Below are 24,101 nucleotides of genomic sequence, written 5' to 3' on the forward strand. Positions count from 1 at the left end.
AGGTAAATTAATCGCCCCTTGCTAATCTTGAAGCTCGACTAAGCGATGCGTAATCGCATAGTGGATCGCTTCGGCATTGTTGGTGAACGTCATTTTTGCCAGCATCCTACTGCGATACACGCTGACCGTTTTGGGGCTGAGCGCCATAATCTGTGAGATTTCACTCAATGTTTTACCCGAAGCCATCAGGCACAGCGTTTGGTATTCGCGGTTTGACAAGTTTTGGTGCATCAGTTCTTGTGATTCGCCAATCAAATTGTTCAGCAGTTGTTCGGCCAGTATTTCGCTGATATATTTTTTCCCGCTCAGTACATGGCGAATCGCTTTGATCAGTACATCCGATGCACTTTGCTTGTTGATGTAACCCATCGCGCCCGCCTTGAGTGCGCGCACACCATACTGGTCCTCGGGATACATGCTTAAAATGATAATTTTGAGCTGAGGTTGTTCAGACTTAAACTGTTTGAGCACTTCGATGCCGTGCTTGTCAGGCAGATTGATGTCCAGCAACATTAAATCAAAAGGTGCTGCACGCAGCATGCTGATGGCTTCTGTTCCGCTGGAGGCCTCTCCCGTTATTTTCAGGTCCGGCGTATCCTCCAACAGTTGCTTGAGCCCCTTGCGGATCAAGGCGTGATCATCTACGACAAGAATCTGGATCATAGGGCTATCGAGCAAAGTAGCATTTGCTGTAGTTTTGAGTGTGGCGGACAGACTTTCAATCTTGATTTTCCTTAAGCCGGATGGTTTGTGGAATGGGATGTACACCGCTTGAGAGCCGATATGTTAAACACGTTTGCTGTATTTTGAGGATTCTACTGCAAAACAATTTATAATTTCGCGTTTTAGGTTATTTGTGCAGTTTTATGCCGGTGAATTGCGGATTATTCGTATGCTGGCTACATTGCACATTGTTTACGTAAGGCCGTATCGGTTAAGCTTGTGTTATGAATAATCTAGAAATGTTGGGTAAATATCGCATCGTCGGGGAGCTCGGTAGGGGGGCGATGGGTATTGTCTATGAGGCCTTTGATACGCTGATTGAGCGTACGGTCGCCATCAAAACGATACTGAAATCCGGCATACAGGCTGACGAGGCGGAGGATGTCTTTAACCGTTTTCGCAGCGAAGCGAGGGCTGCGGGCCGTCTGGCTCATCCAAAAATCATCTCCATTTATGAGTATGGCGAAAATGAGGAAATGGCGTATATCGTCATGGAACTGGTTCGCGGCCGGGAATTAAGCGATTACTTCGATCATGGCAGGCGGATGTCGCTAGGTGCCGGACTGCGCATTGTGGTGCAATTACTCGATGCGCTTGAATATTTGCATGCCCACGGTATTGTGCATCGTGATATCAAACCTGCGAATATCATGATAACGGCGGAGGGAGATGTCAAGATTGCGGATTTTGGTATCGCCAAAATTGATGCATCTGGACATACTCAGGTGGGTGTCGTGCTGGGAACGCCCACTTATATGGCTCCCGAGCAATTTATGGGGTATGACGTCGATCATCGCGCCGATCTGTATGCGGCGGGAGTCATTCTGTATCTGATGCTCACAGGTGAACGTCCCTTTGTGGGGAGTGTCATTGCCATCATGCATCAGGCGGTGCATCGCGATGCGACGCCGCCCTCCCAGCTCAATCCGCTGGTGACAAAACAGCTCGATGGGGTGGTGAGTCGAGCGATGGCGAAGCGCGCGGAAGATCGCTATCAGAGCGCGAACCAGTTTGTGAAAGCCCTCAAGGTGGCGGCCTTGAGCCTGTCTGAGATTGAACAGGAGCCGGATAGTTCAGCAGTAGACTCATCTGAGGTCTTTTCGCCCGATGAGACGCTTGAACTACCCGGGGGGGGGCACTCCACAGGCACCTGGCGAGAAGCCGATATTGCCGCTTGGCAGAGTATTTCGCATAGTAAAAATCCTGATGACTTCAGGGATTACTTAAAGGAGTTTGCTGATGGTGGCTTCGTTGCTCTTGCGATGTCGCGCATTGCGGTGTTGGAGAAGGCAGCGCTACGTGCCAGACAGGAGGCGCAGGCCGCAGAGTTAAAAGCGCGCGCCGAGGCACAGGCCGAACTTGAAGCCCGTCAAAAACAGGATGCGGAGACCAAGGCGCTGTTGGCGCTAAAAATTGCTCAGATTAAAAACGAAGCGGAAGCGTCGCGTGCGGAAGACGCGATTAGACGCGAAAAAGCAGCTGCAGAGCAGGCCGAGCGGGCACGTACACTGTCCGCTACGCTATCCTTGCATGCAGAAAAACGTGCCGGAGTCGTGTTAAGTCGGGAGGCTAGCGGTGATGCTGAACGCCAAATGAAAAATGAGGAAAAACGGCGCTTAGAAGAAGAGGTGCGGCGCAGACGTCAGGCGCGTCAGCAGATGCTGTCTGCACGCGAGTCGGCTGAAAATAAAGCCGAGGTGGATGCGGCTGTTCAGCGTGAGCGTACTGCGGCAGAGTTGATGGCGCGTAACCGCGAGGTGGAAGAGGCAAGGGCGCTAGCGGAAACGGCTAATCGACTTAGGCAGGAAGTGGAGGAGAAGGCTGCTTTGGAGCAGAAGAGAACAGGGATCAAAATGCTGATTATCGGTATTTTTTTGGTGTTGATGCTGATTGGAATTATCTTCGGCATGTTGCCTTCATCAAAGTGAGGCGTGCTCTACAGGTCGTTTCTAATCGAAAAGGCGATAAATTCGCTGGGATTTTTTTTGTAGGGATGACCCAGGCTGATGGTGCCTGACTCGCGCAGCACCATTTCTTCACGACGCAATTGAATTTCACTTTCACCCTTGATGGTTACATAGGTTCCGTTTGAGCTTAGATCGACCAGAATAAATTTGTCGCGCCGCCGTTCAATCTTCGCATGCATACGAGATGCGCTGCGATTTTTCGTGGCGATATTGGCGGTCTCATCGCGTCCGATGGTGATGGAGGGATGGGTGGCGTCGACGATAAATTCTTCGCCCAGATGGGTCAGTTGTAAAAGGGGTTCGCTGTTCTGACTAGTATAGGTATTGCCGACCATCATGGTCAGATCTTCACTCTCGTGCCAGATAACTTCGCGTACTTCGATCTCATCGGCCTTGCCCTTGATTGATAAGCTGTTAAGTGTGCGGGTGCCGGTGCGCATGATAGGCGGAAACAGCGCAACGGTAGCACCGGTTGTGATGATTTGCTGTGCCTGAGCAATTTCTGCCATGCGAGCGGCGATGTTGACTGTGTCACCGAAGATATCCCCGTCGTTCTCCAGCACAGGACCGTAGTGAAAGCCGATGCGAATGAAAACGTGAATTCCGTCGATAGGCGGCTTTGCGCTCACTACCATCTGCATTTCGCAGGCGGCCTGTGCTGCCGAAACCGGATCGGGGAAGACCACCATGACTTCGTCGCCTATCGTTTTGACGACACGGCCGGCATGCGCCAGCGTGAGGCTGCGCAACACGCTCAGACAGCGGTCTATGGCTGCGAATGCGCGTGCATCCCCGAGAACTTCGTACAAGCGCGTACTGCCGCTCACGTCGGCAAACAGTACGGCATTCTCCTGTTGGGTTGTATTCACTATTGCAATTCCGATTGAATCAAGCTTCGCATTATAAAGGTTGTTGATGAAAATGAATGGTGTGAATTTAAGCAAATCGCATACCCAGATGATAGAACTTCCGTCATAATTCTCGGGCCCGGCAGGCGGGTTTTTCTGTAAATTAAAATGATGACATTCACCGCGCTTCCCCAGCATATTTATATTTTTGCCGCCATACTTGGTGTGCTGCTGATTTCATTCGTGTTTTTTTCCATGCTTCCCGCTTTTATCGTTTCGCGACGCTTGTCCGGAGTCATTAAAAAGCTGCGCGAGTTAGATGGCAAACCTGATGGTAGCCTGGAGAAAATATTTCAAAAAACGGGGGTGCTTGAGCATTTGTGGCACGAGTATTCAGATTCATTGCATCAGCAGCTCGATGAAAAACAGCCGCAGGCGATACGTTTTCGTTCCACGTTGCCCGCAAGCGTTGTGTTCAGACCGGATATTGTTGTGGATATACCGTTGCGTTCGGATTTTTTCAAGCATTTGCCGGGGTTGTTCACCGGGGTCGGAATCATCGGGACTTTTTACGGTCTGTTGATCGGCATGCAGTCCTTCGTGGTTTCCGAAAATCCGGTTGTGGTGCGCGCTAGTTTGACGCGCCTGTTGCATGGCGTCTCCGAAGCATTTTTGGTTTCCGCATCGGCCATTACGCTGGCCATGATGGTCACCTTTGTTGAAAAATTAGTGGTGTCGAGCCTGAATGCGAAAGTCGAAAAACTGATCCAGTTGCTCGATGGATTATTCGAAGGGGGGGCTGGCGAAGAATATCTTGCGCGCCTTGTGCGCGCCTCTGAAGCTTCCGCTGCGCAATCGGCAGGATTGCTCAAGGGCGATCTCAAAGAGATGCTCACTGAACTCAGTGAAAAGCAAATCGCGGCAAACAACGCAGGTGTTGCGGCATTGGGCGAGCGGATTTCTCATAGCATTGAGGTGGGTTTGAAGGGCCCCTTGTCTGAAATTGCCCTTGCGCTAAAAGCGACGCGCGAGGATGAGGGCCCCTCGCTGCAGACGATGCTCAGTGGCATGTTTGATAATTTTAACCTGCAAATGAAGACGTTATTCAGCGCTCAGGCCAATGATATGAACAGCTTGCAAAAGCAGACGCTAGAAGCACTGGGCGCAACGGTTGCAAGACTGGAGGTGATGGCGGCGGAAACGGGGGCTGCAGGTCAACGCAGCATGGAGGCGATTGCCGAGCAACTTGGACGATCGAACGCCGCCGCTGAATCACGTCAGGCTTTGATGAATGAAAAGTTGGCTGAGTTTATCGGACAAATGCGCGAGGCTACCAGCCAGACGCAGTCAGAATCTCAGGGGCAATTGCAGCAGTCATTGAACGAGCTGTCAGTGCGTATGGGTGCGTTGATAGACGGGTTGGGTACGCAGGTGCGCTCAGCAACCGATGTCAGTCGTCAGAACCAGCTTGAGATGGAGCAGCAGGGCAAGCAGATGGTCAGTCAGTTCGGCGGGCAAATCGAAGCGGTGGTTGAGGGTGTTGCCGAGGCCGTTGCCGAAATGAAGTCGGCCGTGACGGCGATGCAGGCGACGACGAAAGATGCCATGACGGCGCTGGGTAGCAGCGCGGATACCCTTTATTTGGCGAGTCAGGATTTTGCCCGTGCGGGTCAGTTGGTGAACGCAACGATGGAAAAATCAGCCTCTGTGGCGAATCAGCTGCTTCAGGCCGCAGGCACGGTGTCGGGCGCCGCCAGCGGCTTGGGGGATTTATTTACCGATTACAAGACGTCGCGCGACGCGATGATTGCGCAGATGAACGCCTTGCAATTGCTGGCAGAGCAGGTGCGACGCGATGCTGCTATGTCAGGCGAGGTGTTTGAGAAGATTGAGCTGGCCACAGGTAAACTGGTGGCGGCGCAAATGGATGCGGACCAATACCTGTCGAGGATATCGGACGTGATCGGCGTCGCTCATCAGTCATTCAGCGATGGGATGACCCGTGCGGTCGGTGAGGCGAACCGTGAGTTTCATCAGGCTTTGTCAGACTCAGTCAAGTTGTTGCGTGAGGGGATTCATGAGTTGGAGAGTACGCTCGATGCGGCCACCAATGTTTAATACGGCGATGTCATGATCAATAAATACCTGCTTTTGGGGCGACGCAACAAGGAAGAGGGCGAAAAACCGTTCTGGATTTCATTCGCTGATCTGATGACGGCGCTGATGGTGATGTTTTTGCTGGTCATGAGCGTCGCGCTGTTGGCTGTCACCGATCAGGTTTCCTCGGCTGATCGCAATAAAATTCAGCGTGAGCAGGAAATTGATCAGCTGCTGGGGAAAATTGCCAAAGCGGCTGAAAAATATCCTGGAATTTTTGTCGATAAAAATCGCGCGGTGATCGATTTTGGCGACCGCGCCCGCTTTGATACCGGTAGTTCAACCTTGTCGGCTGAACAGGCGCAGTATCTGAGTCTTTTTGTATCCGAGATGCTGGTCGTGGCCAAGGATGAGCTAGGCCGCAAATGGCTCAAGCGCATTATTGCCGAGGGCTATGCCGATCAGCGGGGCGATTATCTATTGAACCTGAATTTAAGTTTGCAGCGCAGCCAGCGCGTGCTGTGCGCACTGCTGTCACCACCCGTTAATCAGACATTCATACTGACCGCTGAGGAAAAAGAGCGTGTGCGCGATTATTTTCTGGTGGGTGGCTATTCATTCAATTCGGCCAAAAAATCCTTGGAGGAGAGTCGTCGTATTGAATTACGTCTGGAGTTCTTCGGTCAGGATGAGGAACATCCCGCTATGAACGATATTACCCGCGGGAATTTCGGTAGTTGCAGAATCTAAAATGGATGCGCTTGAGAAATTGCAGGGCAAGCTGCTGGCGATAAATACCACTTCGCTGTCACGGCTGCGTCCAGGCGATTCGTTGCAAATGCAGCATGAATTGTCGATGATGAAAGACTGGGTTAAAGGCGCGTCGCGGCGTGAGGAGGTGCCTCTGGCGACGATAGAGGCGGCTTTGCTTTTCTATCAAAAGAACAGTTATTTAAAGGGGTTGCGTCAGGCCAGATTGATTTGTTACGGCTGTACCCAGCGGCTCAATTCATATTGTCTGATTGAAGAGCGCGATGCGTTCAATAAATTGCTCACTTATGTCGACGGTTACAAGTCGCGCCGGCGCACCTTTCGCAAGCTGTATCGCGGTCTGCTGAGCAGTTATTTTTCCTACGATCCCGATTCGGCTGATATGCGAGGTGGCGTCAGCCGGGACGCGTTGAGCCTCTTTTTAAGCGATCATCTGGCAACGTTTGTGATTGGGGATTTTACGCCGGACTGGCTTGCCGCGCTGGCCAAGTATCCTGATTTGCTCGGGGAAAATCCGGGTCAGGCGGTTGAGTCGTCCTTGCTGCAAGGCGATTACTCAATGCTCGAAGAAATTCGCGAGCGGCTAGGTGTGGATGGGGGTTCATGGCTGGTGCGGCGACTGGTGATGTCGCCGTTTGTTGCCATTGGACGTATGCCGGATGCTGAGTTTAAGGATCATCTGGCGAGCCTGTTGCTGTTGCTGAATGATTATCCGTTGTATGCCAGTGCCGCACTTCCGCTGTTGCTCGAGCGTTATGTGCAGTGCAAGGACAGGCCGATGCATGCACAGATGAGAGATTATGCCGTCGGACTTTGGGGTAATCCGTGGCGGGCGCAGCAGCAGTGGTTATGCAGCGACAAGGCCCGCGTGATGCTCGCGCACTGGCTTAAGCGGCAGTTGCTCAGTGAATTTTTCAGTTTGCTGTCGAACGATGATAAAGCGTTGTCGCGACGTTTTAATTTTTGGGATCTGTATAGCGAAGATTTGACGGGCATGTATTTCGCGCTGGGCAAAGATGCTTATGTGCAGGGGAATATGCGACTTTATAAATTCAGGCATCTGGCAAAAGGGCTGATCGCTAAGCTCACTGAAGAGAAGCACGGTGTGCATACTTGCATCATGCAGTTCTCACATCATCACGTGGTTGAATTCAATCGCGAAAAAAATATCGCGTATTTTTATGATGTTCGTCAGGGTACGCCTTCGTTCTACTTTGCTAAGGGATGGGTCGATATCGGTGCAATCAGCGTCACGGCTATCGAAAAAGGGGCGGATATTGCCCGGACATCCAAACCGTTGCGGCATGAAGATACTAAACTTTCGACTTGGGAGGCGTGTTTCGCCGCGGAGTTGGGAGAGACCGAGAATGCACTGCGGGCGTTCTGTATCAAGTATCAGTGTGAGTATGAGGACAGGCGCGGCACTGAGGGCAGTCAGTGTATCCGTCCCGCGGATTGTGAGCGGTATGGTATTGAGGTGTGGTCAGTGTTGAAGGGGTGGGGGTATGACTTCTCGGCAGAACAAAAGATGTGGTATCGACTGACCTATCCTAAGCTCGGTTGAGGTGGCGAACTATCGCTGTCCGTTTTTCGGCAGGCGTACGGCAATTTTTGTTCCTTTGCCGGGGCGGCTGGTAATTGATAGCGTCCCGTCGAGTTGTCTGATGCGTTCCTGAATGCCGCGTAAACCAAACGAGCGCGGTTTGTTGCGCGCTGCCTCATCAAATCCACAGCCATCGTCTGAGACGATCAGCTCAACGTATTTGTCGATTTGATCTGTCGCGGATTGGCTTATTTTTACTTGCACGCGTCTGGCTTGTGCGTGTTTCATGATGTTGTTCAACGTTTCCTGAAATACCCGGAACAGCGTAATAGATTGCTCGTCTGATACATCGAGATTGTCGCTTGATTTAATTATTTTGCAGGGGGTGGCGGTGCGTTTGGTAAATTCGGTAGCTTCGATTTCGATTGCCGCGACGATGCCAAAGCAATCCAGAGATCCTGGGCGTAAACTGTGTACCAGATTGTTGGCCGCGATTCCTGCTGTGTCGAGCAGGTTGGCCATGACCTGTGATTTTTCCTGCAGCGCACCGTCATCGGACGGAAAACGTTGTCGCATCCACGCTAGATCCATTTTTAATGCGGTCAGTAGCACGCCTATTTCATCGTGAATTTCCCGGGCAATGCGTGTGCGTTCTTCTTCCTTAATGTTTTCAATATGGGACGATAATTCGCGCAGTTGCTGTCTTGAATGTACGAGCTCAATCTCCGCCTGTTTGTTTTGCGTGATATTGACGACCAAACCTTTCCAGTGTGTACCGAGTAGATCTGTTTTTCGGTATTTAGCACGCAGGTTAACCCACTTGATTTCGCCATCGGGCGGGAGGAGGGTGCGGCCCTCCCAATTCCATGGTGTGGCGTGTCGGGCTGAGTGTTGCATGCTCTGGTGAAACGAGGCCGCATCGTCGGCATGCAGGTACTTAATCAGCCGTTCGGGGTGTTGTTTTAGCTCGGTGGCGCTGAGTCCTAACAGGTCTAAGCACCCTTCGCTGACGTAGGGGAGGTGCAGCGCACCCTGTGTGTCTAGTCGTATCTGACAAGCCATGCCGGGCAAACTGTCCAGAAAAGAATAGGGCGTGTGATCCGGTGTCTCTTCAATCGTTTTGAGCGGGTCTTGTTTGTGTCGTGCAACTGTCACCGCTGCTTCGTGGTGAGCAGATGGGGCGCGGGATGTATTACGTTTTCTCGCTTGTTTAATATGTAAGCTGTTTGCCGGCATGGGTAGGGGGGGCGAATGAGGAGCGTACGAGCTTACTATAGGGCGTGTAGCGCTGCAAACAAATTGCGCTATCTTGCCCGGGAGGGCGTGACTGTGGGACAATTCACAGTTGCCCGAATCGGGTCAGGTTGTCATTTACGTTTATTTGAAAGAAGTTCAATGCCTATTATTACTTTGCCGGATGGTTCACAGCGCAGTTTTGATCAGTCGGTGACCGTTGCTGATGTGGCAGCGAGCATCGGAGCGGGGTTGGCGCGCGCGACCTTGGCCGGACGCGTGGACGGCAGCGTGGTTGATAGCAGCTTCCTGATCGAGACGGATGCGCAGCTTGCGATCATTACCGATAAGGATGAGGCCGGCCTTGAAGTGATCCGCCACTCCATGGCGCATTTGATGGCGCATGCGGTCAAGGAGCTGTTTTCCGATGTGCAGGTGACTATCGGCCCTGTAATCGAAAATGGTTTCTTTTACGATTTTTCGTATCAGCGCCCGTTTACCCCTGAAGATTTGCTGGCGATCGAAAAACGCATGGCCGAGATCGTCAAACGCGACTTGAAGGTTGTACGCAGCGTCGTACCGCGCGATGAGGCCGTCGCCTACTTTAAAGGGATCGGTGAAAACTACAAGGCCGAAATCATCGAATCGATTCCTGCCGATCAGGATGTGTCGCTCTACACGCAGGGCGAATTTACCGATCTGTGCCGCGGGCCTCACGTGCCATCGACCGGAAAACTCAAGGTATTTAAGCTGATGAAGCTCGCCGGTGCTTACTGGCGCGGCGACTCGAAGAACGAGATGCTGCAGCGCATTTACGGTACGGCCTGGGCTAAGAAGGAGGAGCTGGAGTCTTACCTGCATCGTCTGGAAGAGGCTGAGAAGCGCGATCACCGCAAGCTGGGGCGTCAGTTGGATCTGTTTCATATGCAAGAGACGATGCCCGGGATGGTGTTCTGGCATCCTAAAGGCTGGACGCTGTGGCAGGAAATCGAGCAATACATGCGGGCTAAGTTTCGCGAACACGACTACCAGGAAGTGCGCACGCCGGCGATCATGGACAAGACGCTTTGGGAGAAGTCTGGCCACTGGGAGAACTACCGCGACAATATGTTCACCACGGCCTCTGAGAATCGGGATTACGCGGTGAAACCGATGAACTGCCCGGGGCACGTGCAGATTTATAATCACGGCTTGCACAGCTACCGCGATTTGCCGCTGCGTCTGGCCGAGTTTGGTTCCTGTCACCGCAATGAATCCTCTGGTTCCTTGCACGGCCTGATGCGCGTACGTGGCTTTACTCAGGACGATGCGCATATCTTCTGTACCGAGGCGCAGGTCGAATCTGAAGTGTCCAATTTCATTGTCATGCTTAACGAGGTGTATCGCGATTTCGGTTTTGACAACGTGATTGTCAAGCTATCAACCCGGCCTGAAAAGCGCGTGGGTTCCGATGAAACCTGGGATAAGGCGGAAGCGGGCCTGGCCGCTGCCCTGAAACAAAATAGGCTGGACTATGAGGTGCAGCCCGGAGAGGGTGCGTTCTACGGCCCTAAGGTCGAATTCACTTTGAAGGATAGTTTGGATCGCATGTGGCAGTGCGGCACGATACAGCTGGACTTCAATCTGCCTGTGCGCCTGAGTGCCGAATTTGTTGACGAGGACAATACGCGCAAACCTCCTGTTATGCTGCATCGCGCGATCTTAGGTTCGATGGAGCGTTTTATCGGGATTTTGATCGAACATCACGCAGGCGCCTTTCCGATGTGGCTCTCGCCCGTGCAGACCGTGCTGATGAATATTTCGCAGGCGCAGGAGGAATATGCGAAGGAAATCGGCCAAATATTGGCGCGTGCCGGCATCAGAGTGCAATTGGATTTGCGCAATGAGAAGATTACCTATAAAATCCGCGAACATAGCTTGCAGAAATTACCTTATCAGCTGATTGTGGGCGATAAGGAGGTGTCTGGAAGGCTGATTGCCGTGCGTACCCGTAGTGGTGAAGATCTCGGACAGATGACGATCGATGCGTTAATCGAACGTTTCAAGGCTGAAATCAAATCGGGCAGCACGGTTTAATTTTTCATACGGAGACATTCCAATAGCACAGAATAAATTACAGCGCCTCAATGAAATGATTACTGCACCACAGGTGCGGCTCATTGGAGCAGATAAAGAACCCCTGGGGATCGTGTCCAGCGCAGAAGCCTTGCGTCTGGCAGGTGAAGCCGAGTTGGATCTGGTGGAAATCTCACCGATGGCCGATCCGCCTGTTTGCCGCATCATGGACTTCGGTAAATTTAAATACGCCGAGAGCAAGAAGCAGCATGAAGCCAAGCTCAAACAAAAGCAGGTTCAGGTCAAGGAAATCAAGTTTCGTCCGGGTACCGATGATGGCGATTACAACATTAAGTTGCGTAATCTGACCAAATTTCTGTTGGATGGCGATAAGACCAAGATTACCTTGCGTTTCCGCGGTCGTGAAATGGCCCATCAGGAAATTGGTATGCGCTTAATTGAGCGCGTCAGGAACGATCTGGAAGAATATGCAGTCGTCGAACAGTTTCCCAAGATGGAAGGCCGTCAGATGGTGATGGTACTGTCGCCTAAAGCGGCGCTGAAAAAATAAGCAGTATGTAGGTAGTGGTAGTTTTTCTGACAGCAGGGGCCGGTCAGAATGAAGCGGTGCAAAGATCCCCGAACAATAAGTGGTGTATGGGTAATCAAGCTTTTCCACAGTGGAAAACACCTCCCACCATAAATCAAGGAGTAGTTATGCCTAAGATGAAAACCAAAAGCGGAGCAAAAAAACGCTTCGTCGTGCGTGCGGGCGGCAGTATCAAGCGCGCATGTGCGTTCAAGCGTCACATTCTGACCTCGAAGACGACCAAGACTAAGCGTCAACTGCGTGGTACTGCGGAAGTTCACTCAACCAATACAGCAGCGGTTCGTCGCATGCTGCCATACGCGTAAGGAGTAGAGCATGCCAAGAGTAAAACGTGGAGTCGTAGCCCGTGCAACGCACAAGAAACTGTTAGCTAAGGCTAAGGGTTACCGTGGTCGCCGCAAGAATGTATACCGTGTAGCCAAACAAGCTGTGATGAAAGCCGGGCAATATGCCTACCGCGATCGTCGTCAGAAAAAGCGCCAGTTCCGCACTCTGTGGATTGCGCGTATCAATGCAGCAGCGCGTGAATTCGGAATGCCGTACAGCGTATTCATGAACGGCCTGAAAAAAGCGGATATCCAGATCGATCGTAAAGTTCTGTCTGATATCGCAATTTTCGACAAGGCTGCTTTTGAACAATTCGTTGTTCAGGCTAAAGCGAGCCTCGCAGTATAAGTATTGCCTCGCAGTCGAATTCTGACTGCGTCATTAAAAGGGGGGCGATGAGCCCCCTTTTTTTGTTGTGTAATGGTGCATTTATGGAACAACTCCAACAAATTCAGGAACAGGCTTTAAATCAGTTCGGGCTTATCAGCGATGAGGCTGAATTGGAGCAGGTTAAAGCAAAATATCTGGGCCGTGACGGGGCGTTGACCGCCTTGCTCAAAGGGCTGGGAAAGCTCTCGAACGAGGAGCGTCCCGCAGCCGGTGCGCGCATCAATCAGGTCAAACAGGTGATTGAAGCCGCGCTGCAACAGCGTCGCGATACCTTGGCGCAGGCGAAGCTCGACGCAAAGCTGGCCGCCGAATCGCTGGACGTGACGCTGCCCGGACGCGGCATCGGTTGCGGTGGTTTGCATCCGGTCACGCGCACCTTGGCGCGCATCGAACAGCTGTTTCACAGCTTAGGGTTTGCCGTATCTTCCGGCCCCGAGATCGAACACGATTTTTACAATTTCACCGCGTTGAATATTCCTGAGAATCATCCGGCGCGCGCGATGCACGACACGTTTTACATCGATTCTGAGCATGTGCTCAGAACGCATACCTCGCCTGTGCAGGTGCGCTATATGGAAAACAATCAGCCGCCTTTAAAAATCATCTCGCCGGGGCGCGTGTATCGCGTTGATTCCGATGCCACGCACTCGCCGATGTTTCATCAGGTCGAAGGCTTGTGGGTCGATGAACATGTGAGTTTTGCCAATCTTAAAGGCGTGGTGCAGGACTTTTTGCAACGCTTCTTCGAACAGGACGACTTGCAGGTGCGTTTTCGTCCCTCCTTCTTCCCGTTTACCGAACCCTCTGCTGAGATGGATATGAGCTGGCGCGGTGGCTGGTTGGAAATCGGCGGCTGCGGCATGGTGCATCCTAATGTGTTGAAGCACGTGAATATCGACAGCGAGAAATATCTGGGATTTGCCTTCGGTCTGGGCGTGGAACGCTTGGCGATGTTGCGCTATGGCGTCAACGATCTGCGCCAGTTCTACGAGAGCGACCTGCGCTTTTTGAAGCAATTTAACTAAAGAATACCGCGATGAAATTTTCAGAAAACTGGTTAAGAAGCTGGGTCAACCCGAAACTTACAAGCGAGGAATTGGGCCATCTGCTGACGATGGCGGGTCTCGAAGTTGAGGAGAGGGCGGCTGTTGCGCCGGCATTCAATAACGTGGTTGTCGCCCAGGTGTTGTCGGTTGAGAAACACCCCGATGCGGATCGTCTGAATGTGTGTCAGGTGAATGTCGGTGAAGAGGCGCCGTTGACGATCGTGTGCGGTGCGGCCAATGTGGCCGTCGGTTTAAAAGTCCCTTGTGCGCGCATCGGCGCGGTATTGCCGGGTGACTTCAAGATCAAACAGGCGAAGGTGCGCGGCATTCCCTCATTCGGTATGCTGTGTTCTGCCGTCGAGTTGGGGCTGGCGACCGAAAGCGATGGTCTTTGGGTTTTGCCGTCTGATGCACACGTCGGGCAATTGATGCGCGAGTATCTGGATCTGGACGATCAGTTGTTTACCCTCAAACTCACGCCTAATCGTAGCGACTGTTCCGGTATGAAGGGGATTGCGCGCGAGGTTGCGGCATTAACCGGTAGTGAACTTTCGCCCGTTGCGATCGTGGCTCAGTCTGTTGCGCTGAGCGATCAGCTTGTGGTGACGGTTGAAGACAAAACGTCGTGTCCGTTATATTGCGGTCGTCTTGTTAAAGGCGTGAATGCAGCAGCAGTTACGCCAGTATGGATGCAGCGACGGCTTGAGCGCAGTGGCCTGCGCTGTATCAACGCGGTTGTTGATATCACCAATTATGTGATGATGGAATTAGGCCAGCCCATGCACGCCTTCGATGCCGCGACTTTGTCCGGTGGCATTACCGTGCGCCGTGCTGGCAAAGATGAAGCGCTGACGCTGCTGAACGATCAGGCTGTGGTGCTGGATGAAAACGTGCTGGTGATCGCCGATGATGCGCGCGTGCTGGCTTTGGCGGGCATCATGGGTGGAGCGGGGAGCGGCGTCGAGACATCGACGCAGGATGTATTTCTGGAAGCCGCCTTTTTCCATCCTGATGCGATTGCGGGGCGTGCGCGCCGCTTTGGCCTGGCCACTGATTCATCCTTCCGCTTCGAGCGGGGCATCGATTTTTCGGCAACCCGCGAGGCGCTGGAGCGTGCGACCCAATTGCAGCTTGAAATTTGCGGCGGTAGCATTGCTGAAATCACCGAAGTTCGCGGTGAGTTGCCAGCTCGTGCCGCCATCGTATTGCGCACGTCCCGCGTGGCGCGTGTGCTGGGGATTTCGTTCGAATGCAGCCAGATCGCTCAATTGCTGACGCGTTTGCAATTTGAATTTGTCATGTCTGGCGACAGTTTTAGTGTGACGCCGCCGAGTTTTCGTTTCGATCTGTCGATCGAATCGGATCTGATCGAAGAGGTTGCCCGTCTGTATGGTTACGATGCCATTCCGGCGCTGGCGCCTCATGCTGCGCTGACCATGCTGCCCGATAGCGAATTGCAGCGCCCGCTCAGTCGCATTCAGCAAGTACTGGTCGCACGCGACTATCAGGAAATCGTCAGTTACGCTTTTGTCGACGCGCAGACTGAGAGCGAGTTGTGCGGTAACGACCATCCTGTTGCCCTGAAAAATCCGATTGCCAGCAATATGTCGGTGATGCGCAGCAGTCTGATAGGCGGCTTAGTGGGCGTATTGCGCTTCAATCTCAATCGTCGTCAGTCGCGCGTGCGTCTGTTCGAAGTCGGCGCGTGCTTTGCCAAATCAGATGGGCAGTATGTGCAGACCCAGAGACTGTCGGGTATCGCCTACGGCGCATGCCTGCCGGAGCAGTGGGGTTCTGCCACCAAAGCGGTTGATTTTTACGATGTGAAGGCGGATATCGAGGCGTTGTTTGCGCCGTTGACGCTGCGTTTTGCGGCGGCGATGCATCCGGCCTTGCATCCGGGGCGTTCCGCGCAGATTTTTGCCGGTGAAAACCTCGTCGGTTGGCTAGGCGAGTTGCATCCGAAGTGGCAGCGCGACATGACGCAGGCGGCGGTCTGGTTCGAGGTCGAGTTGCAAGCGTTGATGCAGAGCCGTGTTCCGCGCATGAGTGAGATTTCGAAGTTTTTGCCGGTGCGCCGCGATCTGGCCGTGCTGGTGGATGAGTCGGTCAGCGCGCAAACGCTGACCGATGCGATGCTCGCTGCAAAGGCGGATTATGTGCAGGAAGTTGTTTTATTTGATGTATATCGCGGGCCCGGTGTCGAAACCGGCAAAAAAAGTCTTGCATTCCGCGTGTCGTTACAAGATACTCAAAAGACACTCACGGATGCAGAAATCGAACCCGGCATGGGATTGCTGGTGGAAGCGTTGAACAAGCTAGGTGCGCAATTGCGTATGTAAGGGAAAAATATGATAACAACACTAACAAAAGCTGAACTGGCGGACTTATTGTTTGCTAAAGTTGGCCTGAATAAACGCGAGGCCAAGGATATGGTCGAAACCTTTTTCGAGGAAATTCGCGTGCAGCTGGAGCAAGGTGAGAGCGTAAAACTCTCCGGTTTCGGCAACTTTCAATTGCGTGACAAGCCGCAACGTCCCGGGCGTAATCCCAAGACAGGCAAAGAAATCCCCATTTCTGCACGCCGGGTGGTGACATTTCATCCGAGTCAGAAGTTAAAGACGCTGGTAGAAAAATCGTATCATGGAACTCCACACCTCTAATTCAGTGCTGCCTCCCATTCCCGCCAAGCGCTACTTCACGATCGGTGAAGTAAGCGAATTGTGCGGCGTGAAGGCGCACGTTTTACGTTACTGGGAGCAGGAGTTTACTCAGCTCAATCCGGTGAAGCGCAGCGGAAATCGCCGCTATTATCAGCATCATGAAGTGGTGTTGATCCGCCGTATTCGCGAGTTGCTCTACGAGCAGGGATTTACCATCAGCGGTGCGCGTAACAAGCTCGATGGCGTGCGCGGCGCAGCGAGTACGCCTGAGTCTGTTCAAGTGCCGGCAGCCGATCTTTCGGTGGCGCAGGTTGTTGATGTGGTCGCATTAAAACGTGAAATCCACGAAATCATTGCGCTGCTGAGTGCTTAAGAAGATTTATTTTGTGCGTAGCTCTGTTATAATGCCGAGCTTCAGCGTGTAGCGCAGCCTGGTAGCGCACTACCTTGGGGTGGTAGGGGTCGGAAGTTCGAATCTTCTCACGCTGACCAAAAAAATCAAGGAGTTAGGTTTATAGCCTGACTCCTTTTTAATTTTTAAATTTTGTGTTCATGTGTTTCTGGCAAGATGTCGCCTGTTCACTTTATTTATCAGGCGGGCAGTTTAGAATATTCAGTGCCAATTTGTTATCATGCACGGGTTCAATCTGAATCACTCAAAATATGCCGCCCTACCTTAAAACACTGAGTTCCCGATGCGTATTCTGATCAGCAATGACGATGGTTATTTTGCACCGGGACTGGCGTGTCTGGCGCAGCATCTGGCTAAAATCGCCGAAGTGGTCGTGGTGGCGCCCGAGCGGGATCGCAGCGGTGCGAGCAATTCGCTGACACTGGACCGTCCGTTGAAGTTGCGCAAAGCGGCCAGTGGTTATTATTACGTTAACGGTACGCCCACTGATTGCGTGCATCTGGCCGTGACCGGCATGCTCGATTATCAGCCGGATATGGTGGTGTCCGGGATTAACGCCGGTGCGAACATGGGTGACGATACGATTTATTCGGGCACCGTGGCGGCCGCGACCGAAGGCTATTTGCTGGGTATCCCCTCTATTGCCATTTCATTAGTGGGAAGCAATCTGGTGCATTTCGAGACGGCGGCCAGAGTCGCCTCTGATCTTGTGCTGCGCTTTGGCGCTCAGACCCATCATGCGCCTTGGCTGCTCAATGTCAATGTGCCCGATGTGCCCTATGATCAGTTGCAGGGGATCGAAGTCACGAGGCTGGGTAAACGTCACAAGGCGGAACCCGTCATCAAAGCACTGAGCCCGTCAGGGGAGACCGTGTACTGGGTCGGTGCCGCAGGACGCGCGCAGGATGCGGGCGAGGGGACGGATTTCAATGCCCTGAATTTACAGCGTGCATCGCTCACGCCGCTACAGATCGATCTTACTCAATACAGCCAGATAGATGCCGTGCGCAACTGGCTGGGACAGGACTTGGCATGACTATGCGGCATAGCGGTATCGGGATGACCTCTGCACGAACACGGCAGCGCATGATAGACCGTCTGCGGGATCAGGGGATCGTCGATGAGGCCGTGCTGGCGGCGATGTATGAAGTGCCGCGACACCTGTTTGTCGATGAGGCGCTGGCAAGCCGTGCCTATGACGATGTGTCTTTGCCGATCAACTATGAACAAACGATTTCACAGCCTTATATCGTCGCGCGCATGATAGAAGTGCTGCGCGCCTCAACGACGCGTCCGATTAAAAAAGTGCTGGAAATCGGCACCGGTTGCGGGTATCAGGCGGCTGTACTGGCGCATGTGTTTCCCGAGGTGTACAGCATGGAGCGCATCGAGCCTTTGTATCAGCGCGCTAAAAGTAAATTGCACGATCTTGCGATCAACAATGTGAAGTTGAGCTATGCGGACGGCTCGGCGGGTCTGCCTGATGCGGCGCTTTTCGATGGCATCATCATGGCCGCAGCCGCGCCCGTGATGCTGGCGGCCTTGCGCGAGCAGCTGGCAGTGGGCGGGCGTATGGTGCTGCCGGTCGGCCGGCAGGAGCAGTGGTTGTATCTGGTCGAGCGCGAGGCGCAGGGATTCCGCGAATCTCGTCTCGAGCCGGTAAAATTTGTACCTCTTTTGATGGGAAAAGCATGAGCCGTATCGTCGTCGGGTTGTTCGTCTTGAGTGTATTGGCAGGGTGCGCCTCCAGCGGGCCGCGCGCACCGGTGGTTAAGCGCGGAGTTGCGCCTAAAGCTGCGCCGGTCACCGTTAAATCGACTGAAAAGGACTGGCGTCCGCGTGTGCATGTTGTGCAAAAAGGCGATACGCTGTACGCCATCGCGTTCAATTACGGACTGGACCCGCGCGAACTGGCAGAGCAGAACGGCATTCAGGATGCCAACTTGATTAAAGTGGGGCAGCAGATCAATTTGTTTGCAGGTGCAGGTGCAGGTGCAGGTGCAGGTGCAGGTGCAGGTGCAGGTGCAGTCGCGCCGCGTGCAGTGGTTGAGTCCAAAATATCGCTGGTCAAAGATCAACCCAAAGCCGTGAAATATGCCTACAGCGAGAGCGCGGTGAGTCAGGCCGAAGGCGGCGCGGCCAAGGCTGAAGCCAAGCCGAAAGCGGATACTAAAGCGGAGTCAAAATCTGAAGTAAAGCCGGATAACAAGGCTGAAGCGGTGGCGGAGACTGATGACGCGCTCGAATGGAGTATGCCGGCGCAGGGCAAAATCATCGCAGGCTTTTCCGAAGCGGATAACCGCAAGGGCGTCGATTTTTCCGGTAAGCTGGGTCAGTCAGTTTTTGCCAGTGCGCCGGGCAAAGTCGTGTACAGCGGAAGCGGCTTGCGCGGGTATGGTAAGCTTTTGATTATAAAACATAATAAGACCTATCTTAGCGCCTATGCGCACAACGATCAGTTGCTGGTCAAGGAAGGCGAAACGGTGACACGTGGTCAGAAAATCGCCGAGATGGGCAATTCCGACAGCGATCAGGTCAAATTGCACTTCGAAGTGCGCCGTCTGGGAAAGCCTGTCGATCCGGCAGGTTATCTGGCACTCAACAAACCTTGACTAATTCTTCGGCAAAGTCGGGTGGTGTGCTGAATGTCGTCAATCACGATAGAAACAGCGCAGCGCTGCATTATGTCTATCCCGTGATCTCGCGCCGTGCAGGTGGTGTGTCAGTCGGGATCAATCTCAACCCGAATAACGCCTGCAACTGGCGCTGTGTTTACTGTCAGGTGCCTGAATTGACACGCGGGACAGCGCCGCCGGTCGATTTGCAATTGCTCGACACAGAACTGCGCAGTTTTTTAACCGAACTGCTGCACGGCGACTTTATGCAAAAACGTGTGCCTGTCGAGGCGCGGCGTATCAATGACATTGCGCTATCCGGCAATGGTGAACCGACCAGTGCGATTGCGTTTGCGGAGGTCATCTCATTGATCAGTCGAGTGCGCAGGGAGTTGGCGGTGCCGGATGAGGTCAAGACGGTGCTGATCACCAACGGTAGCTTGCTGCATCGGGTCGATGTTCAGGCGGGTTTGCGCGAGATGGCTCAAATTCACGGTGAGGTCTGGTTCAAACTCGATCGCGCGAGTGTGGCGGCAAGATTGCAGGTGAACGATACGCACCTGCGGCAGGATCAGGTTCGCATGAATTTGATTGCCGCGATGTCGTGTTGCCCGACCTGGCTGCAAACCTGCTGGTTCGCAATGGACGGCGCGCCGCCTTCCCTGCAGGACGAAGAGGATTATCTGGCATTCGTCGGTGAACTTGTGCGGGCGGGGTATCCGCTGCAGGGCGTGTTGCTCTACGGTTTGGCCCGGCCTTCGATGCAGGCTGAATCTGAGCGTTTATCGGCCTTGCCGACAGAATTGATGCAGGCCTTCGCTGATCGCATCACGCAGCTGGGTTTGCCTGTCAAAATCAGTGTCTGAGGATGCTGGCATGAATCACCTTCCAAGATGGGATGCGCTGCTGCAATCGAAGCTGTTCGCGCCGCTGCATCCGGTGATCGGCACTATAGAGCAGGACGGTTTTCCATTGCTAGCGGATTTAAACCGCATGCTGGCCGTGCATCAACCGTCGGTCGCGTCCGGCCGCAAACTCAGCTTTGTTGCGCAAGGCGCGGGCCGGCTGGCATTTGAGTCGCAATACGAACCCCGTTGCTATCTGACAGGCGAGGTGCAGACCCGGCAGGAAAACTGGCACGATTTGCTCAACGCGCTGGTATGGCTGACCTATCCCAATGCGAAAGCCGCGATCAATGCGCGCCACTTTCAGGCGCTGACTGGCTTAACTGACGAGTCAACCAGTCAGCGCGGCGCTGTGCGCGATGCCAGTACCCTGTTCGATGAATCCGGCGTCATCGTGGCCTGTGCCGACGAGGAACTGGCCGGTTTGCTGCAAAATTTTCGCTGGCATGAATTGTTCTGGCAGCGTCGTCAGGCGGTGCGCGAGCGGATGGGGTTTTATATTTTTGGTCATGGACTGTACGAAAAGGCCCTGCAACCTTATATCGGCATGACCGGTCAGGGGTTGCTGCTGCCGGTTACTCAGGAATTTTTCAGCTGGACAGCAGAGCAGCAGCGGGCGCATTTAGATTGCAGGCTGGCAGATTTTTTGGCAGGTAGCTGCCGCACGACGCGCGAACTCTCGCCGGTGCCGCTGCTGGGCATACCGGGCTGGTCGGCGGATAACGAGTCCGAGTCGTATTACGACAATACCGCGTATTTTCGGCCTGGCAGGCAGCGATGAAACCCGAATCCTTGCAACTTCTGGTCACCCGGGTCATGCCCTATGGAAAATACAAAGGGCGTATCATTGCCGATCTGCCGGGGCATTACCTCAACTGGTTTGCGCGCGAGGGCTTTCCATCCGGTGAGCTGGGGAGCTTGCTCGCACTGATGCAGGAATTGGATCACAACGGCTTGTCCTCCTTGCTCGATCCGCTGCGAAAACGCTGATCGCCGCCCGGGTGGTTGCTGGCAGGTTATCATCCACGAATGGCTATAATGCCTGTGAGGAGTAAACGATGCATCACGGAATTTTTCGAAATGTTCGGGCTTATCTGGTGGCGGCAGCCCTACTCGGCGCAGCACTGGCGCTGGTGTCAGCCATTTTTTTTACACTGGACAATTTGCCCTGGACCGCCTTTTTGACCGGCATACTGGTGGCGTCCGTGCTGGCTGAAGCGGCGCGCGCATCGCGCTCTGAATGGGTTTTGATGCGGCGTACTGCGCAGTTGTCGTCATTCAAAGAAAAACTGGAGCAGGAATCGGCGCTTCGTCGCAGCCTGGAGGAGAAATACGCTGCGTCACTACTGCGTTTACGCCTGATGGACGAAAAAATTTCTACTATGATCGTGCTCATCGATACCGAAGGGCGTTGCGGTTATCACAACAGGGCTTTTCGCGAGTGGCTGCATTTGAAGGCAGAATCGATCGAAGGCCGGCCTATCCGCGAGTTGTTCGGGTCGCACGCATATGCCGGTATCGCGACGGCGGTGCGGCAATCTCTGGACGGACAGTCGCTGCATTATGAGTTTTTTCAAGAAATGCCGGGCGGCGCCTTATACCGGTTGCTGGTGGACCATATTCCCCTGTTTGAAGCGGATGGAAAAATTGCCGGATTTTATTTTCTGGCTGAAGACATTACGCAGCGCGGTGACGTGTCGGGTGTAACCGGTGCTAAGAAGTCATCAGTTGCAGAGCGGGATGTCGACCAGCAAATGTACTTGGACGTTTTTTCCGAGCAGGTCAGCGGCAGGCCGGACGCGGGTAAGCAGTTTATCGCGGCCATACAGGGGGGCGAGTTTCGCCTGTACTGTCAGTTGATCGCGCCGCTCCCCGTTGATTCGGGCAGGAGCGCGCATTATGAAATACTGATACGCCTGCTCGAAGAGGAAGGCGGCATGATTCCTCCGGGGGCATTTTTCCCGCTGGCTGAAAAAAATGGATTGATGCCCTATCTGGATCGCTGGGTGGTAGAACATGTGTTGAGTTGGATTTCGCACCAGCAAAATGTAGATAAGGAAGCCATCTTTTTTATCAATGTGGGCGCTGCGACCATAGGCGATCCGGATTTCTCTGACTTTTTGCAAGGTGCGCTTAGCGAGACGGGAATGCCGGGCAGCGTGCTGTGTTTTGAGGTGGCTCAGACTGATCTTGCGATACGCAACGAGAGTGTGGCCGAATTCGCCCGCCAGGTTAAGCTGTGCGGTTGCCGGGTTGCGTTAAGCGGCTTTGGTCGCGACTCGGTATCGTTCGATCAGATCCGCGGATTTCAGGTGGATTTTATTAAAATTGACGGCAGCCTGATTTTCAATCTGCTCAGCAATCCGGTTGACCTGGCTAAAGTGGTATCGATCGATCGGGTTGCCAAAAAAATCGGTGTCAGAACGGTCGCAGAACTGGTTGAAAATGACGATCTCATCGAAAAACTCGGTGAGATCGGTATCGACTTTGCGCAGGGCTTCGGTGTTTCGCGCCCGCGCATTCTGGGCGAGTGACGGTTGTAAGTTAAGGCTGGAGGGATGATGGAAAATTTTAATTACTGGTTTTTGCTGGCGTTAGTCTTGCTGGGGCTGGAAATGGCAACGGGGACTTTTTATATGCTGGTGTTGTCGGTCGCGATGGCGGTGGCAGGGTTCGCTACCATGCTATCCGTCGGTTTGGCCTGGCAGTTCGCGCTCTGTGCGCTGGCGGTAATGTTGGGGCTGGGGATATTGCGCATTTTGAAAATGCCTTTTAGGCCCGATCAATCGAGTCTGGATGTCGGGCAGCCGGTTGAGGTTTTAATCTGGCACGACAACGGGTCGGCGCGGGTTGTCTATCGGGGGGCTGAATGGGATGCCGAGTTGGAATCGGCTGATCTGCCGCATCAGGGTACTTTTTATATCAGCGCGGTGCACGGCGCCACACTGATTTTGACGCATCAAAAACCGTAACGGAGGAAATATGGAAATCTCATTGTTAGTACTGGTCGCAGCCGTTATTTTTTTAGTCAAAGCGCTCAAAGTCGTGCCGCAGCAAAACTCCTGGGTCGTCGAGCGGCTGGGACGTTTTCATGCGGCGTTGCTGCCGGGGCTGAATATTGTGATTCCGTTTGTCGATCGCGTGGCTTACAAGCATATGCTCAAGGAAGTGCCGCTTGATGTGCCAAGTCAAGTTTGCATTACCCGCGACAATACCCAGCTGACCGTGGATGGTATTTTGTATTTTCAGGTGACCGATCCTAAGCTTGCCTCCTACGGCACCAGCAATTACATCATGGCGATCACGCAGTTAGCTCAGACGACCTTGCGTTCGGTGATCGGTAAGATGGAGCTCGACAAAACCTTCGAGGAGCGCGATGACATCAATCGCGCGGTGGTGGCGGCGCTCGACGAGGCCGCGACCAGCTGGGGTGTCAAAGTGCTGCGCTACGAGATCAAGGATTTAACACCCCCTAAGGAAATCCTCCACGCCATGCAGGCGCAGATCACCGCCGAACGTGAAAAGCGCGCGCTGATCGCCGCCTCCGAAGGCCGCAAGCAGGAGCAGATCAATATCGCCACAGGGGAGCGCGAAGCCTTTATTCAGCGCTCGGAAGGCGAGAAGCAGGCCGCCATCAATACCGCACAAGGGCAGGCTGAAGCGATCAAGACGGTGGCGTCAGCGACCGCGCAGGCGATCGAGCAGGTAGCGTTAGCGATACAGTCGCCAGGGGGCATGGATGCAGTCAATCTGAAGGTGGCCGAGCAATATGTGGCGGCGTTTGGTAATGTGGCAAAAGCGGGTAACACACTGATTCTGCCGGGGAATTTGGCTGATATGGGTTCCATGGTGGCCGCTGCGATGAACATCGTCAAGTCGCGCTGATTTGGGGGCCA

General features: G+C 53.5%; 24 protein-coding genes and 1 tRNA gene. 22 read left to right on the forward strand and 3 right to left on the reverse strand.

What is annotated here, in order from left to right:
• Window positions 1-21: 21 nt before the first annotated feature.
• A complete protein-coding gene (locus GALF_RS05495; protein ID WP_013293071.1) occupies window positions 22-663 on the reverse strand; it encodes a response regulator in 642 nt (213 codons plus the stop codon).
• Between the two features lie 284 nt (window positions 664-947).
• Here GALF_RS05495 and GALF_RS14880 point away from each other — a divergent pair, with 284 nt between their 5' ends.
• Window positions 948-2,651 carry a serine/threonine-protein kinase gene (locus tag GALF_RS14880; RefSeq protein ID WP_013293072.1) on the forward strand — a complete coding sequence of 568 codons (1,704 nt, stop codon included), beginning with the start codon at window positions 948-950 and terminating at the stop codon, window positions 2,649-2,651.
• Window positions 2,652-2,659: 8 nt separating this feature from the next.
• On the opposite strand, the gene GALF_RS05505 is transcribed toward GALF_RS14880, so the two are convergent.
• The gene (locus GALF_RS05505; RefSeq protein WP_013293073.1) at window positions 2,660-3,559 is read right to left on the reverse strand and encodes an adenylate/guanylate cyclase domain-containing protein; all 900 of its coding nucleotides are present in this window, start codon (window positions 3,557-3,559) and stop codon (window positions 2,660-2,662) included.
• Between the two features lie 147 nt (window positions 3,560-3,706).
• On the opposite strand from GALF_RS05505, the gene GALF_RS05510 reads away from it, so the two are divergent.
• Genes GALF_RS05510 through GALF_RS05520 form a run of 3 tightly spaced genes read left to right on the forward strand, consistent with a single transcriptional unit; the run spans window position 3,707 to window position 7,970 of the window.
• Window positions 3,707-5,656, forward strand: coding sequence for a hypothetical protein (locus GALF_RS05510; protein ID WP_150102577.1), 1,950 nt, complete (start codon window positions 3,707-3,709; stop codon window positions 5,654-5,656).
• Window positions 5,657-5,668: 12 nt separating this feature from the next.
• Window positions 5,669-6,385, forward strand: a complete 717-nt coding sequence (locus GALF_RS05515) for a flagellar motor protein MotB (protein ID WP_013293075.1) — start codon at window positions 5,669-5,671, stop codon at window positions 6,383-6,385.
• A 1-nt stretch (window position 6,386) separates the two neighbouring features.
• Window positions 6,387-7,970, forward strand: a complete 1,584-nt coding sequence (locus tag GALF_RS05520; RefSeq protein ID WP_013293076.1) for an EH signature domain-containing protein — start codon at window positions 6,387-6,389, stop codon at window positions 7,968-7,970.
• 9 nt (window positions 7,971-7,979) lie between these two features.
• Here GALF_RS05520 and GALF_RS05525 read toward each other — a convergent pair whose 3' ends face one another.
• Entirely contained in the window at window positions 7,980-9,104 is a 1,125-nt protein-coding gene (locus GALF_RS05525) for a sensor histidine kinase (protein WP_050752474.1), read from the reverse strand.
• A 240-nt stretch (window positions 9,105-9,344) separates the two neighbouring features.
• Here GALF_RS05525 and thrS point away from each other — a divergent pair, with 240 nt between their 5' ends.
• The 18 genes from thrS (at window position 9,345) to GALF_RS05615 (ending at window position 24,090) form a co-directional block, all read left to right on the forward strand.
• Complete coding sequence (gene thrS, locus GALF_RS05530; RefSeq protein ID WP_013293078.1) at window positions 9,345-11,258, forward strand: threonine--tRNA ligase; 1,914 nt, start codon at window positions 9,345-9,347, stop codon at window positions 11,256-11,258.
• 22 nt (window positions 11,259-11,280) lie between these two features.
• Window positions 11,281-11,808: a translation initiation factor IF-3 gene (gene infC, locus GALF_RS05535; RefSeq protein WP_083777089.1), complete on the forward strand. Its 528-nt coding sequence runs from the start codon at window positions 11,281-11,283 to the stop codon at window positions 11,806-11,808.
• 146 nt (window positions 11,809-11,954) lie between these two features.
• On the forward strand, window positions 11,955-12,152 hold the full coding sequence (gene rpmI, locus GALF_RS05540; protein ID WP_013293080.1) for a 50S ribosomal protein L35: 198 nt from the start codon (window positions 11,955-11,957) through the stop codon (window positions 12,150-12,152).
• Between the two features lie 10 nt (window positions 12,153-12,162).
• Window positions 12,163-12,522: a 50S ribosomal protein L20 gene (gene rplT, locus GALF_RS05545; protein WP_013293081.1), complete on the forward strand. Its 360-nt coding sequence runs from the start codon at window positions 12,163-12,165 to the stop codon at window positions 12,520-12,522.
• Window positions 12,523-12,605: 83 nt separating this feature from the next.
• Window positions 12,606-13,589, forward strand: coding sequence for a phenylalanine--tRNA ligase subunit alpha (pheS, locus tag GALF_RS05550; RefSeq protein ID WP_041937989.1), 984 nt, complete (start codon window positions 12,606-12,608; stop codon window positions 13,587-13,589).
• Between the two features lie 11 nt (window positions 13,590-13,600).
• On the forward strand, window positions 13,601-15,952 hold the full coding sequence (gene pheT, locus GALF_RS05555) for a phenylalanine--tRNA ligase subunit beta (protein WP_013293083.1): 2,352 nt from the start codon (window positions 13,601-13,603) through the stop codon (window positions 15,950-15,952).
• 9 nt (window positions 15,953-15,961) lie between these two features.
• Window positions 15,962-16,273: an integration host factor subunit alpha gene (locus GALF_RS05560; protein WP_013293084.1), complete on the forward strand. Its 312-nt coding sequence runs from the start codon at window positions 15,962-15,964 to the stop codon at window positions 16,271-16,273.
• Window positions 16,254-16,646: a MerR family transcriptional regulator gene (locus GALF_RS05565; protein WP_013293085.1), complete on the forward strand. Its 393-nt coding sequence runs from the start codon at window positions 16,254-16,256 to the stop codon at window positions 16,644-16,646. Before GALF_RS05560 ends, GALF_RS05565 begins: the two co-directional genes overlap by 20 nt.
• 42 nt (window positions 16,647-16,688) lie before the next feature.
• Window positions 16,689-16,765: transfer RNA gene (locus GALF_RS05570), tRNA-Pro, on the forward strand.
• A 203-nt stretch (window positions 16,766-16,968) separates the two neighbouring features.
• Window positions 16,969-17,721: a 5'/3'-nucleotidase SurE gene (surE, locus tag GALF_RS05575; protein WP_013293086.1), complete on the forward strand. Its 753-nt coding sequence runs from the start codon at window positions 16,969-16,971 to the stop codon at window positions 17,719-17,721.
• Complete coding sequence (locus GALF_RS05580) at window positions 17,718-18,380, forward strand: protein-L-isoaspartate(D-aspartate) O-methyltransferase (protein WP_013293087.1); 663 nt, start codon at window positions 17,718-17,720, stop codon at window positions 18,378-18,380. The genes surE and GALF_RS05580 overlap by 4 nt, the downstream gene beginning before the upstream one ends.
• On the forward strand, window positions 18,377-19,297 hold the full coding sequence (locus tag GALF_RS05585) for a peptidoglycan DD-metalloendopeptidase family protein (protein ID WP_013293088.1): 921 nt from the start codon (window positions 18,377-18,379) through the stop codon (window positions 19,295-19,297). The genes GALF_RS05580 and GALF_RS05585 overlap by 4 nt, the downstream gene beginning before the upstream one ends.
• Window positions 19,294-20,166 carry a radical SAM protein gene (locus GALF_RS05590; protein WP_013293089.1) on the forward strand — a complete coding sequence of 291 codons (873 nt, stop codon included), beginning with the start codon at window positions 19,294-19,296 and terminating at the stop codon, window positions 20,164-20,166. Before GALF_RS05585 ends, GALF_RS05590 begins: the two co-directional genes overlap by 4 nt.
• Before the next feature lie 10 nt (window positions 20,167-20,176).
• Window positions 20,177-20,986 carry a DUF3025 domain-containing protein gene (locus GALF_RS05595; RefSeq protein WP_013293090.1) on the forward strand — a complete coding sequence of 270 codons (810 nt, stop codon included), beginning with the start codon at window positions 20,177-20,179 and terminating at the stop codon, window positions 20,984-20,986.
• Window positions 20,983-21,195: a DUF3820 family protein gene (locus tag GALF_RS05600; RefSeq protein WP_013293091.1), complete on the forward strand. Its 213-nt coding sequence runs from the start codon at window positions 20,983-20,985 to the stop codon at window positions 21,193-21,195. Before GALF_RS05595 ends, GALF_RS05600 begins: the two co-directional genes overlap by 4 nt.
• A 68-nt stretch (window positions 21,196-21,263) precedes the next feature.
• Window positions 21,264-22,739 carry an EAL domain-containing protein gene (locus GALF_RS05605; RefSeq protein WP_013293092.1) on the forward strand — a complete coding sequence of 492 codons (1,476 nt, stop codon included), beginning with the start codon at window positions 21,264-21,266 and terminating at the stop codon, window positions 22,737-22,739.
• Between the two features lie 24 nt (window positions 22,740-22,763).
• Complete coding sequence (locus GALF_RS05610) at window positions 22,764-23,177, forward strand: NfeD family protein (RefSeq protein WP_223293735.1); 414 nt, start codon at window positions 22,764-22,766, stop codon at window positions 23,175-23,177.
• Between the two features lie 10 nt (window positions 23,178-23,187).
• Complete coding sequence (locus GALF_RS05615) at window positions 23,188-24,090, forward strand: SPFH domain-containing protein (protein WP_013293094.1); 903 nt, start codon at window positions 23,188-23,190, stop codon at window positions 24,088-24,090.
• Window positions 24,091-24,101 lie beyond the last annotated feature (11 nt).

Origin of the sequence: Gallionella capsiferriformans ES-2 (genome assembly GCF_000145255.1) — a bacterium.
Lineage (GTDB): Bacteria > Pseudomonadota > Gammaproteobacteria > Burkholderiales > Gallionellaceae > Gallionella > Gallionella capsiferriformans.